General features: G+C 64.9%; 14 protein-coding genes. 7 read left to right on the top strand and 7 right to left on the bottom strand.

Annotated elements, in window-relative coordinates; all coding sequences use genetic code 11:
* Positions 1-7: 7 nt before the first annotated feature.
* Positions 8-493 carry a GNAT family N-acetyltransferase gene (locus LB558_RS23005; protein WP_224699718.1) on the top strand — a complete coding sequence of 162 codons (486 nt, stop codon included), beginning with the start codon at positions 8-10 and terminating at the stop codon, positions 491-493.
* Entirely contained in the window at positions 490-1,134 is a 645-nt protein-coding gene (locus LB558_RS23010) for a 4'-phosphopantetheinyl transferase family protein (RefSeq protein WP_224699631.1), read from the top strand. The genes LB558_RS23005 and LB558_RS23010 overlap by 4 nt, the downstream gene beginning before the upstream one ends.
* Positions 1,135-1,136: 2 nt before the next feature.
* Here LB558_RS23010 and LB558_RS23015 read toward each other — a convergent pair whose 3' ends face one another.
* Positions 1,137-2,249, bottom strand: a complete 1,113-nt coding sequence (locus tag LB558_RS23015) for a KamA family radical SAM protein (RefSeq protein WP_224699632.1) — start codon at positions 2,247-2,249, stop codon at positions 1,137-1,139.
* A 206-nt stretch (positions 2,250-2,455) separates the two neighbouring features.
* Between LB558_RS23015 and LB558_RS23020 the strand changes: the two genes are divergently transcribed.
* Positions 2,456-4,114: an acyl-CoA synthetase gene (locus LB558_RS23020; RefSeq protein ID WP_224699633.1), complete on the top strand. Its 1,659-nt coding sequence runs from the start codon at positions 2,456-2,458 to the stop codon at positions 4,112-4,114.
* 94 nt (positions 4,115-4,208) lie between these two features.
* A complete protein-coding gene (locus LB558_RS23025; protein ID WP_224699634.1) occupies positions 4,209-5,183 on the top strand; it encodes a nucleoside hydrolase in 975 nt (324 codons plus the stop codon).
* Between the two features lie 45 nt (positions 5,184-5,228).
* Here the strand turns inward: LB558_RS23025 and LB558_RS23030 are convergent, their stop codons facing one another.
* The gene (locus tag LB558_RS23030) at positions 5,229-5,510 is read right to left on the bottom strand and encodes a hypothetical protein (RefSeq protein WP_224699635.1); all 282 of its coding nucleotides are present in this window, start codon (positions 5,508-5,510) and stop codon (positions 5,229-5,231) included.
* 311 nt (positions 5,511-5,821) lie between these two features.
* On the opposite strand from LB558_RS23030, the gene LB558_RS23035 reads away from it, so the two are divergent.
* Entirely contained in the window at positions 5,822-6,715 is an 894-nt protein-coding gene (locus tag LB558_RS23035; RefSeq protein ID WP_224699636.1) for a hypothetical protein, read from the top strand.
* 27 nt (positions 6,716-6,742) lie between these two features.
* On the opposite strand, the gene LB558_RS23040 is transcribed toward LB558_RS23035, so the two are convergent.
* Both LB558_RS23040 and LB558_RS23045 read right to left on the bottom strand, forming a co-directional pair.
* Positions 6,743-7,645 carry an NmrA family NAD(P)-binding protein gene (locus LB558_RS23040; protein WP_224699637.1) on the bottom strand — a complete coding sequence of 301 codons (903 nt, stop codon included), beginning with the start codon at positions 7,643-7,645 and terminating at the stop codon, positions 6,743-6,745.
* Positions 7,642-7,824 carry a DUF1127 domain-containing protein gene (locus tag LB558_RS23045; protein ID WP_224699638.1) on the bottom strand — a complete coding sequence of 61 codons (183 nt, stop codon included), beginning with the start codon at positions 7,822-7,824 and terminating at the stop codon, positions 7,642-7,644. The genes LB558_RS23040 and LB558_RS23045 overlap by 4 nt, the downstream gene beginning before the upstream one ends.
* Before the next feature lie 219 nt (positions 7,825-8,043).
* Here LB558_RS23045 and gcvA point away from each other — a divergent pair, with 219 nt between their 5' ends.
* On the top strand, positions 8,044-8,955 hold the full coding sequence (gcvA, locus tag LB558_RS23050; RefSeq protein ID WP_224699639.1) for a transcriptional regulator GcvA: 912 nt from the start codon (positions 8,044-8,046) through the stop codon (positions 8,953-8,955).
* A 254-nt stretch (positions 8,956-9,209) separates the two neighbouring features.
* Here gcvA and LB558_RS23055 read toward each other — a convergent pair whose 3' ends face one another.
* Complete coding sequence (locus tag LB558_RS23055) at positions 9,210-9,422, bottom strand: tautomerase family protein (RefSeq protein WP_224699640.1); 213 nt, start codon at positions 9,420-9,422, stop codon at positions 9,210-9,212.
* Positions 9,423-9,491: 69 nt separating this feature from the next.
* A complete protein-coding gene (locus LB558_RS23060) occupies positions 9,492-10,250 on the bottom strand; it encodes an SDR family oxidoreductase (protein ID WP_224699641.1) in 759 nt (252 codons plus the stop codon).
* 102 nt (positions 10,251-10,352) lie between these two features.
* Between LB558_RS23060 and LB558_RS23065 the strand changes: the two genes are divergently transcribed.
* Positions 10,353-11,246: a LysR family transcriptional regulator gene (locus LB558_RS23065; RefSeq protein ID WP_224699642.1), complete on the top strand. Its 894-nt coding sequence runs from the start codon at positions 10,353-10,355 to the stop codon at positions 11,244-11,246.
* Positions 11,247-11,270: 24 nt separating this feature from the next.
* On the opposite strand, the gene LB558_RS23070 is transcribed toward LB558_RS23065, so the two are convergent.
* Positions 11,271-12,500, bottom strand: a complete 1,230-nt coding sequence (locus LB558_RS23070; RefSeq protein ID WP_224699643.1) for a flavin-dependent oxidoreductase — start codon at positions 12,498-12,500, stop codon at positions 11,271-11,273.
* Positions 12,501-12,521: the final 21 nt, after the last annotated feature.

The raw sequence follows: 12,521 nt of genomic DNA on the forward strand, positions 1-12,521 counted from the left end.
CATCGGCTTGAAGAAGGGCATCGGCTTGAACACCGGAGACATCCGTCTCGTTGCCGTGACCGAGGCCAACCGTGCCCTGGTCACGGCCCTGGAACTCGCCCCAGAGCAGAGGGATTTCGTCGCCGGCAATGCGGACTCGCTGGAAGAAGCCGGGACTGACGAAGACGCACGGCCACGCGTCGTCATGGCAGGCGATCGTGTCGTCGGCTTCCTGATGTACGAGGCTCCACCGGATGACGACGAGGCACGCATCTATCGCTTCATGATCGACCGCGCTTTTCAAGGCAAAGGCTATGGCAAGGCCGCGCTGCGTGAAGTGCTGGACGAAATCCAGGGGCTCAGCCACATCAGCCACGTCTCGATCTGCTACGAACCGGAGAATGATGCGGCGCGAAACCTCTATCGCAGCGCCGGTTTCGTCGAAGAAGGGCTCGACGAGGACGGAGAGATGATAGCCGATCTCGCTTTGCCGGTCAGGGCGCACAAGCCATGATGCGGCTGCCCGAGGAAATCGCCTTGGCCGAAGCGATCGCCGACATCGCACCATCGGGAATCCGGATCGGATGCCGGATGATCCGCGACGGCGACGACGCCCATCTGCTGCCTGGGGAAGCGCATTCCATTCCCGCGCGTCAGCCTGGCATGCGGCGCGCCAGCGGCGCGGCCCGGTGGATCGCGCACGGACTGCTGGCGGAGCTTGGCGTCGGCGACGTCGCCATCCTGCGCACGCCAACGGGCGCGCCGGTCTGGCCCGACGGAATAATGGGTTCGCTCGCGCACGACGACGACATGGCCGTGGCGGCGATTGCACCGATCGGCGACATCGCCTCGCTCGGCATCGACGTCGAGCCCGCGCGGCCTCTCCCGGATGACATCTTGGCGCTCGTGACGACACCTGCGGACCGCACGGACGCAGCCGACCGGCATCTTGCCGGCCGCATCCTCTTTGCCGCCAAGGAAGCCGTCTACAAGGCCGTCTATCCGCTCGATCGCCAGGTGCTGGGCTATGAGGACATCACCATCGACCTGAACGCAGGCCGCGCGACGACGAAGACGGGCCGCAAGGCCAGCCTCGCCTCCTGCGTTGCCCCGCGCGTGGTTGTGCTGGCATTTGTCGATGGAGATGGGCGCTAGAGCTACTCGCCAACAATCTCCGTATATCCCCTCACCTCGCCATCCAGCCCGCGCAGCCGCCAGTTCTCGCCGTCCCGTCCCTCGACATGGCAAGGCCCGATCGGCACCTTGCCGCCGCCTTGCGGCAGGTCGAGCACATAGACGGGGTTGCAGATGCCCGACAGCCGCGCCCGCAGCGCTTCAGTCAACGCCTGTCCCTGCGCAATCGTCGTGCGCCGGTGCGCCATGCCGCGCGCGAGGTCGCCATGGTGCAGGTAGTAGGGTTTGACGCCGAGGCGGTACATCAGCTCGCGGCAGAGCTCCTCCAGCGCCTCGACGCTGTCATTGACGCCCTTGAGCAGAACGCTCTGGTTGAGCAGCACGAAACCGGCCTGGCGCAGTGTGCGGCAAGCCACCTCGGTTGCGTCGGTGATCTCGCGCGCATGATTGAAATGGGTGACGACAGTGACCATCAGCCGGCCCTGCAGGGCGGCAACCAGCCCCGGCGTGATGCGCGACGGCAGCGCCACCGGCACGCGCGTGTGGATGCGCAGCAGCCGCACATGCGCGATGGCTTCGATGCGCGCGAAGATTTCGGCCAGTGCCTTGTCGGGCAGCGAGAGTGGATCGCCGCCGGTCAGGATCACCTCACGGATTTCGGGGTGATCCGCGATATAGGCCAGCGCCGGCTCCAGCGCCTCGCGCGTATAACCCCTGCCGATCGCGGTCAGCGACTCCTTGCGAAAGCAGAACCGGCAATAGACCGCGCATTGATAGGTCGGGAACAACAGCACCCGGTCGGCATGGCGATGCGTCAATCGCGGCACCGGGCTGAAGTCATGGTCGGCGATCGGATCGTCGAGTTCGCCTTCCACCTCCTCCAGTTCGTGCGGAGAGGGGATGACCTGCGCCCGGATCGGATCGGCCGGGTCGTTCCAGTCGATCAGATCGAGATAGGCTTTGGGCGCGCGCACCTTGTGGTTCGCCGCCGCGGCCTGGGCGGCTGCGCGCTCGGCTGGGGACAGCGGCAGGGACGCTAGATCGCGGACGTGGCGCACGCCGGCGCGGACATCAGCCTGCCAGGCGGCGTCGGGGCCGGCGGTGGGTGCGGCGTGGAGTTTGGTGTCTGAAGTCATCGGAGTTTCTCGGGCGGGTATATTTGGGCCGGACCTATCCGCTGGATGACAGACTAGGTCAACCACGCAGATCGTCAGCGCCGCGATCCGTCTCGCGCCCCCTCTGCCCCACCAACTTTCGCCGCATCGACCACGCCAACAATTTCGGGCAAGCTCTCACAGACAGCGCCGAATGGGGAGATGCGGCGCCGCCAGGGAGGACTGTCATGACCAACACACCGGCGCCGCTGCCGCGCCACACCGATGCCGTTGCGCGCTTTCGCCTCTCGGATGAGATCGCAAGACTTCAGGGCGATCCCGCGACGGGTATCAACGCCTGCATCGAATGCTGCGATCGCCACACCGGGCAGAACCGGCTGGCGCTGCGCGCCATCTCCACCGGTGGCGAGCTGCGGGAATTCAGCTTCGACGACCTCAAGGAGATGTCCGCGCGGGTCGCCAATGTACTGAAAGCGGCAGGCGTCGGCCCCGGCGACGTCGTCGCCGGCATGCTGCCGCGCATTCCCGAACTGGTGGTGCTCATCCTCGGCACCTGGCGCATCGGCGCGGTCTACCAGCCGCTGTTCACCGCCTTCGGCCCGAAGGCCATCGAGCACCGGCTGAAGACCATCGGTGCGAAGCTGGTCGTCACCAACACAGCCAATCGTGGCAAGCTCGACGAGGTGGAAGATTGCCCTCTGGTTGCGACGATCCTTGTCCCCGGCGAAGCCTTGCCGGCCGGCGACATCGATTTCCGCGCCGCTTTTGGCGCCGCCTCGCCCGAATGCCAGCCGGTGATGCGCAAGGGCGACGATTTGTTCATGATGATGTCGACCTCGGGCACGACCGGTTTCCCGAAGGGCGTGCCGGTGCCTCTCAGCGCGCTGATGGCCTTCGGCGCCTATATGCGCGATGCCATCGGGCTGCGGCCCGACGACGTCTTCTGGAACATCGCCGATCCCGGCTGGGCCTACGGCCTCTACTACGCCATCACAGGGCCCCTGCTGCTTGGCATCGCCACGACCTTCAACGAGGCCGCCTTCACCGCCAAAAGCACCTACGACATCATCGAGCGCCTCGGCGTCACCAGCCTCGCCGGCTCGCCCACCGCCTTCCGCCTGCTACTGGCCGAAGGCGCGGAGGCAGCCGCCCGCGTCAAGGGCCGCCTGCGCGTGGTCAGCAGCGCCGGCGAGCCGCTCAACCCGGAAGTGATCCGCTGGTTCGACGCCCATCTCGCCGCCCCCATCCATGACCATTACGGCCAGACCGAGAACGGCATGATGGTCAACAACCATCACGGCCTGTCGCATCCCGTGCGCCACGGCTCGGCCGGCTTTGCCATGCCGGGCTACCGCATCGTCGTGCTCGACGAGGCCGGCCACGAGCTTGACCCCAACCAGCCCGGCATCCTCGCCGTCGACATCGCCAACTCGCCGCTGCGCTGGTTCGGCGGCTATCACCAGACGGAGACGCCGGCCATAGCAGGCGGCTATTACCGCACCGGCGACACGGTCGAGTTCGAGCCCGATGGGTCGATCTCCTTCATCGGCCGCGCCGACGACGTCATCACCTCCGCTGGATACCGCATCGACCCTTTCGACGTCGAAAGCGCGCTGATCGAGCATCCGGCGGTCAACGAGGCAGCGGTGGTCGGTGTGCCCGACCCGCAGCGCACCGAGATCGTCAAGGCCTTCGTCATCCTGGCGCCTTCGTACAGCGGCAGCCCGGAACTGGCCGAGGAATTGGCGCAGCATGTCCGCAAGCGCCTCTCGGCCCACGCCTATCCGCGCGAGGTCGAGTTCGTCAGCGAGTTGCCGAAGACACCAAGCGGCAAGATCCAGCGGTTCCTGTTGAGGAAGGCCGAGGTGGAGAAGCGGAAGGGGTAAGCAGGGGCCGAGTGGCTCTGGACCGCAACCTTGACGGCGCGGGTACGGCAGCCTCTTGTTGCAACAGATTCGGCCGACAAGGGAGGGTGCCACCATGGAAAAGATTATCCTGGACTGCGACCCTGGACATGATGACGCCATCGCCATCCTGCTGGCGGCAGGCAACCCGAACATCGATCTCCTAGGCATCACTACGGTTTCGGGCAACCACAATGTCGAGAACACCACGCGCAATGCGCTTTCGGTATGCACCGCCTATGGCATCAAGGTGCCGGTGGCGAAGGGCTCTCCCGGCCCGCTCCTCATCGACCAGGTGCTGGCCATCGAGATCCACGGCGAAACCGGGCTCGACGGCCCCGTGCTGCCGCCCGCCTCGTTCGGGATCGACAAGCGCCATGCCGTCGACTTCATCATCGACACGGTGATGGCGCATGAGCCGAAGACGGTCACCCTGGTGCCGGTCGGTCCCTACACCAACATCGCGCTTGCCGTGCGCAAGGATCCTCGCATCGTCGAGCGGGTGAAGCGGGTCGTCGCGATGGGCGGGAGCTATACAAGGGGTAACATCACGCCCGGGGCGGAGTTCAATGTCTATGGCGACCCGGAAGCCGCGGACGTCGTGTTCCGGGCCAACTGGGACGTCACCATGGTGGGCCTCGACCTCACCCATCAGGCGCTCGCCACCAAAGAGCTTCAGGACCGGGTGCGCGCCGTCGGCGGCCCGATGGCCAAGTTCATCCTCGATATCTGGGAATTCATCGCGACCACGCATGGCGGCCTGCTGCAGATCGAGTATCCCGCCGTCCATGACGCATGCTGCGTCGCAGCCATGATCGACCCGACCGTCTTCACCACCGAGAAGGCCGACATCCGCGTCGAGCTTGCCGGCCGGTGGACCAAGGGCATGACGGTCTGCAATTTCGAGAAGATGGGTGGCATGCACCATTTCGGCGGCACGGCGAGCGAGCAGACCGACTTTCGCCACACCGTGGCGATGAAGCTCGACCACCCGAAGTTTTGTGACCTGATCGTGGATGCGCTAGAGCGGCTGACCAAGCAAAAGGCGTGACTCAAGCCGCATCCCTATGACCTGGTCGCTTCGTAAGCCATCCCTTCAATGCGCCACGCCATCCGAAGCGTGGAGCAGCCTCCAGGTCAAACCAACGCGACCATGGAACTGTGAAACAAAATGTTCGGCGGCCACATTCTCGAGGCCGTCATCGACGAGCGCCTCCATGCTTCGTCGCATCAAGGCAAGCTGCATCTGCCTGGCGTGTTCCAGGTCTGCCTCTCGCATGATTGCCGTGACGTGGTAGGCGACGACGGGCTGGCCGAGGCAAGATAGCAGCGCGTTGGCCTCGGCTGTCACTGCCGTAACTGCGTCTTCGATCTTCATTCTGGCGCTCCTCATCAAAAATGATGGTGGCGCCTCCCCACAAGGCGACGGTGGTCCGTCGCTTCTTTTTTGAGTCCAGACTGCCGCGCACGACCGAAAGCGGCACGCCAAGCTGCCAATTTCTGTCTTTCCAGGTCCCCTCGACCGCCTCGTTCGGCCAAAAACACTATCCGCTAAATTTGATTCAAAGACGACCGGATAGTTAAGCGATGGTTAATGGGCCGATCGCATCCCTTACGGTCACTGCCGCGCAATTGCCGCAAAGCTGCCCGATGGCTCCCGGCTTATGGATCACCACCGGGGGGTATGTCATGCGGCTGGTCTGGACCATCATCTTCGCACTCATGACCGGTGCGGTTTTCGCAGCCTCGCCGGAGGACGACTATATCGCCACGCGCGACAAGGCGATTTCCGCCATCGCGGCACTGGCAAGCGCGAACGAACCCGTGGAAACGCTCGATGCCACCGGGGCGAAGGCCCTGGCCGATCTCGAAGGGCGTCTGTCCACCATTCTCGGCCCCTTGTCGGTTGCCGATTTCCCGGCAAACGGCACGATCAATCTCGGAAGCCTGAGCGATGCCGATATCGGATTCGGCATGCTCGACGGTTTGCGATACGCCAAAAGTAATGACGGCCCGAGCCTCGTGGCAACGACGCGAGGGTTGCTCGAGCGCTGGCTCCAATCCAGGGCAGCCGAACTCGACGAAGACTTCAGACTGCCCGCCGACATCGATGCGGCGCTGAAGCTCGATGCCTTCTACACCCAGGCGATCAACAGCGACGCCGCGTTCACCGGGACGCTCGACTTGTCCCTGAAGAAGCCCGAAGGCGCCGACATCGCCTTTGCAAGGCTCGGCGGCTGGGCGCAGGACATAGGGCCGAACCCCGACCAGCAGGTCATCGTCACCATCGTCAAGGGCAACAGCGTCATGATTGCCGCTGCGCCCGCGGCAGCGCCCATGCCGAAGATCGCGGCCTGCGACGCCGTATGGGTCTCGGCGGACGCCGCCGCCCAGAAATTCCAGGAGGCCTACCAGGCCTCGGACCTCAAGGACGAAACGGCGTATGACGCCGCCAACGTCGCCTGGGAAAAGGGAGACGCCGACTACCGCGCCTGCATGGGCCAGCACCTGCCGAGCGAGCCGGTCTTCCCAGCGCTTCTCGCCCAGGCCCAGGCGCTTGCCGATCACATGGCCGGTAAGTAGGCCGCCTCGGGCGGGCACCATGCCTCCTCAGCCCCGCCACTGTTGGCGCTCGGCGTCCGCCATTGCCACATAGGCGCTCTCGATGGTCTCGAACGTCAGCTCCGGATAGAGCGCGCCGGCTTCCGGCGTGGCCGTCTCGAGCGCGGTCTCGCCGCGTATCCAGAACGCTCGCAGCAGTCCGAGCCAGGGGGCTGATGCGATCTTCGCCTCCAACTCCGCCGCACTGTGGGGCACGATGCGCGGCGAGCGGCCGCTCGCCCGGCACCACAGATCGATCATTTCGTTCTGGGTGATCTTGTTCTGGGCGATCCGGATTTCGCTGCGGACAGCATTGGGGTCGTTCAGCGCACGCATGGTGACCGTGGCGATGTCCTTTTCGCTGACAAACGTCGCCGGCACATTGCCGCTGCCATAAAGCGTCACCTCTTCGGGAGGCAAAGGCGACGAGCCGAAGCGCATCAGATCGCCCAGCGTCGCCACCCAGGTCGAAAAGAAGCCGTTGGTGTAGATCACCGTATAGGGCAGATCGGCCTCCTTGATCGCGTCGAACACGGCTCGCTTGAGGTCGAGCGGCGGGATCGAGCCCGGTGCGGCGGCGGCAAAGTCGAGGCCGAAGCCGGCGGAAGGCACGTAGCGGGAGACACCGGCATCGCTCAGCGCGCGCACCAGCGTCATCTCGCTGGCCGAATGCACATGCACTGAGGAGATGACGCGGTCCACCGCACCGGCGGCGCGGACAAGGCTGTCATAGTCGTCGAGATCGCCGACATGGAATTTGGCGCCGAGCTCCTTCAGCGGGCGCAGCCGCTCATCATTGCCGGCCGTTGCCGGACGAACCAGAACGTGCAGGCGATCGCCGTTGCGGGCGCTGGCCTGCGCCATCTCGCCACCGAGAAGCCCTGTCGCGCCGATGATCAGGGTGCTGGTCATATCGACCTCCCATTGCGCAGGAGGGAACCGTCCCAGTCGCGCTCCAAGCCGATGTCGTGCAGGCGGTGATCCGAGAAGCGCGCAACCCGGCGCAGCGTGCGCCGGCACTCAACGACTGCCGAGGTTCTAAGTGCAAGACCGCTCAACGCGGCGCTGATGTATTCGAGGGTCGGGTTCATTGTTCGTCTCCTGTGTTTGCCCCAAGCGCAAGCGTGCCGACGCCGTCCGCAGAGGGACGAGCATGATGATTGCTCACACTTATTTCTGGTCGTTCAGTCCAGCGGCGAGATGGGAAACCCGATCTGGATGCGCCGCTACGGTTATAGATTGGACATTTCCGGGCTGGACGACAAACGACTCTTTGTGCAGGATTTGTGAGCAACACTCACAGGTGGATCATGCCGCGCAGATTGCCGCCCCTCACCGCCCTGCCCGCCTTCGAGGCCGCCGCCAGGCACCTGAGTTTTTCGAAGGCGGCGGGTGAGCTCAACGTCACCCATGGCGCGGTCAGCCGCGCTATCCGCAACATCGAGGACAGGCTGGGCATCCAGCTTTTCGATCGGGGAACACGGTCCGTGCGCCTGACGTCGGTGGGCGCGGCCTATGCATCGGAAGTCAGGACGGCGCTGGACCAGATCGCCGCCGCCACCATCGCCGCCACGCCCGACCGCACGACAGGAATCCTGAATGTCAGCACATCGGACGGATTTGCAGGCCGCTGGCTGGTGCCGAGGCTGCATCGCTTCCACCGTGCCAATGCCGATATCGACGTGCGGCTGTCGACCTCTGGCCTGCTTTCCGATTTCGTCAGCGACGGCATCGACATCGCCATCCGCTACGGCAAGGGCGGCTATGCCGGGGTGACGGCGGAATTTCTCGCCGATGAAGAGGTCTTCCCCGTCTGCAGCCCGGAACTGCTGCAAGGCGAACATCCGCTGCGCCTGCCCGGGGATCTCAGGCATCACAAGCTGATCCATGACGCCTTTCGCATCGACTGGGCGACATGGCTGCAACATGCCGGCGTGGTAGATGTCGATCCGAAGCGCGGCGTGCGCTTCGATTCCGCCACCTTCGCCGTCGAGGCCGCGGTGCATGGCGAAGGCGTGTTGCTCGGCCGAAGCGCGCTGGTCTCGGCCGACCTTGCCGCGGGGCGGCTGGTTCGTCCCTTCGACCTCGCGCTGAAATCCGCCTCGCGCTACTACGTCGTCTACCGTGACGGCGCGCTGCGCCAGAAGAAGATCAGGGCGTTCCGCGACTGGCTGTTTGCCGAAGTGGCGGCCGATTGGATTGGTGCGACGAAGGGCGATTGAGGTAGAAGGGCTGCGCTTGCAAACCCAAGCAGCCCCGCGCAGACCCCCACCCGCTGCTTCGCATCGACCCTCCCCACAACGGGAGGGTGAGGAAGGCGCCCTGCCCGCCCGCCGAACAGCGGCTTTTTTGGAAATGCGGAAAAGCTGGGCTCCCTACCTCCCCCTTGTGGAGAGGTCCGGGTGGGGTTCTGGCGCAAACTTTGCTAGACTGGAGTTCCTCGCCTCACGGAGTCGGGAGAGGAGGCGGCCCGGCACTATTCCTTCGCGCGAAAAACTTCGGGCACGATGAACACTTCATCGGCCCGGCCATAGCCGCCATCGGCAACCTCCTCGACCAGCACCATCGTGTAGGGGCGCACACCCTCGCCGAAAAAGTCGACGAACATCTGCGTGGTTCGATGGATGAGATCTTCCTTCTGCGCCTTGGATAGGGCCGTTTGCGGTAGCTTGATGTTGGCGAATGGCATGATGTTTCCTTAATTTTTTCGAGTGTGGGGTCAGGCAGTCGGGAGAGCCAAGCCGGCCTGGTTGCCGCCTCAGACCACGCCGCCATTGGCGCGGATGATTTGCCCGTTAACCCAGAAGCTGTCCGGACCGGCCAGGAACGAGACCAGCCCGGCAATGTCGTCGGGCTGGCCGAGCCGGCCGAGCGGGATCATCTTGCCGATGGCCTCGATCTGCGCCTCGCTCTTGCCGTCAGTGAACAGCGCGGTCTCGATCGGTCCGGGCGCCACCGCGTTGACGGTGACACGGCGCGCGCCAAGCTCCTTGGCCAGGATGTGGGTCATCGCCTCGACACCCGCCTTGGTGGCGGCGTAGACGCCGTAGCCCGGCTGGTAGAGACCGACGACGCTGCTGGAAAAATTGACGATGCGGCCGCCGTCGCGAAGCCGGCGCGCGCCTTCCCGCATGCCGCGGAACACGCCGCCGAGATTGATCACGATCTGCGTGTCGAACGAAGCATCGTCGGTCTGCGCGATCGGCGAAATCTTCATGATGCCGGCGTTGTTGACGAGGATGTGGATGCCGCCGAACGCCTTCTCGCCGGCGTCGAACAGCACGGCGATGCCGTTCGGATCGGCGATATCGGCCTGCACGGCGATCGCCTTGCCGCCGTCGGCCTCGATGCTGCGCACAAGCTCTTCGGCCTCCGCACGTCCCCGTGCATAGTTGACGACGACAGCGACCCCGTCGCGGGCGAGCCGGCGTGCGATCGCCGCACCAATCCCCTTCGAGGCACCGGTCACGATCGCCGTTCTGGTTTGGTTGCCCGTACCTGTCTGCTTAGATGTCATGGAAGTCTCTCCGTGTGTTGGTGACACGGATATAGGCCGGCGCGCTTTTCGGATAATCAGCCGCCTATTGACATCACTATTCGGAAACTGCGAACAACAGCCATGGATCGACTGGACACGATGCGGCTCTTCGTTCGCGTTCTGGAGCGGCGCAGCTTCACCGCTGCCGCGGCCGATCTCGGCCTGCCGCGCTCAACCGCGACGGAAGCCATCCGGCGGCTGGAAGAGCATCTCGGCGCGCGCCTGATGGAACGAACGACGCGGCAGGTGAACGCCACGCAGGATGGCGAAGCTTACTATCGGCGCTGCCTGTCGATCCTGGCCGAAATCGAGGATGCCGAAGCCGCCTTCCGCAATGCCGAACCGTTCGGCCTGCTGCGCATCGACGCCAGCACGCTGCTCACCCGCACCTTCCTGCTGCCGCGCCTGCCGGAGTTTTTGGCCCGCTATGTCAGGATCGACCTGCAGATCGGCCAAAGCGACCGGCTGGTCGATCTCGTGCGTGAAGGCGTCGACTGTGTGATCCGCGTCGGTGAGCTGCCCGACAGCGGCATGATCATGCGCCGGCTCGCGATGATCCGCGAGATCACTTGCGCCAGCCCCGCCTATCTCGAGCGCCACGGCACGCCCGCCTCCCCCGATGCGCTCGACGGTCACCAGGCGGTGGGCTTTGTCTCGTCGCGCACCGGCGAGACCCTTCCGTTCGAATTCACCGTCGCCGGCAATATCCGTGAGGTGCGGCTGCCAAGCCGCGTCGCCGCCAACAATTCCGATACCGCCGCGGACCTGGCGCGGCTTGGCCTCGGCCTGATCCAAGCGCCGCGCTATCGCTTCGAGAAGGATCTTGCCGACGGGACGCTCATCGAGGTGCTGGCCGATTACCCGCCCTCGCCGACACCGCTGTCGGCGCTTTACCCGCAGAACAGACAGCTCTCGCCGCGCCTTCGCGTCTTCCTCGATTGGGCCTCGCGCATCTTTGCCGAGGCGGATCTCTAGGGCGCAAAAACGCGCCGCTCCCGGTCAATTCGGTTTTGCAAACCCGGCCAGGGACGCATAGCCGCGTACCACGCTCTTGCGCTCTTCGCGCGAAGCGACGACGTCGATGTCATCAAAGCCATGGGGCGCCCGGGATTCGACCATGTCTATGACCGCTTCCGGGCCGCCTTGCCGATTGGCCAGCACGATGGCCGATGTGGCCGGCCGCCGCTCCCCATCATATCGCGCGAGCGCGGCTTCGACGGTTGGTCCTGCGGCCAGATGCATCGCCAGGCAACCCGCGTCGAGTATTGCCTGGCTGGCTCCGTTCGACCCCACCGGATACATGGGATGCGCCGCATCGCCGAGCAGCGTCACCCGCCCGAACGACCATCGCGGCAGCGGGTCGCGGTCGCAGTTCGGATATTCGTAGAAGCCATCCGTTGCCTGGATGATCGAGGCAGGGTCGACAAAATCCAGCTGAAACCGGTCGCGCACGAAGGGCAGCACATCATCGATCACGCCCGGGCGGCTCCAGTCGCCGGGACGCAGCGGTGATGTGCCGCGATCACCGGTATGGGCCATCACCGCCCAGTTCGTCAGCCTGGTCTCCGGCTCTTCGCGATCCGGCTCGATCGGATAATAGACGAACTTGGCGAAATTGCCGCCGGCAACCGCCATGGTGCGCCCGTCGCGCCAGACCGGCCATGGCGTGGCGCCACGCCACAGCATCGTGCCGTTCCATATCGGCGGCCCTTCTTCGGGATAGAGCACGGCCCTGACGGCGGAATGGATCCCGTCGGCGCCTATGAGCAGGTCGCCATGCGCCTCGCCTCGCGAGCCGTCATGCCGGCGGAAATGCGCCACGACCTCGCCCTCGCTCTGCTCGAAGGCATCGACAAGGCTTGCCGTGCTGATGACGTCGCCGCCAAGCCTGTTCAACACGGCCCGGTGAATCAGCCCCAGCAGCCTGCCGCGATGGATGCTGATTTGCGGAACCTCGTATCCGGCATCGATGCCACGCAATTCCTGCATACGATTTGGCCGAAGCGGTTGGTGTAGACAAGCTCGCGTGTCCACCCCCTCCGCGTCGAGCGCCGGCATCAGCCCAAGCGCGGCCAGCGCCTTGACCGCGTGCGGCAGCATGTTGATGCCGACGCCAAGTTCGCGGATGTCGTCGGCCCGCTCGAACAGTTCGACCTCGAAGCCTGCCTCATGCAGGAACAGAGCGGTGGTGAGGCCGCCAATGCCGGCCCCGGCGATCAAAGCTTTCATCAGTCACTCCCTTGCTGTGAA

Source organism: Mesorhizobium sp. CO1-1-8 (assembly GCF_020164875.1).
Taxonomy (GTDB): Bacteria; Pseudomonadota; Alphaproteobacteria; order Rhizobiales; family Rhizobiaceae; genus Mesorhizobium.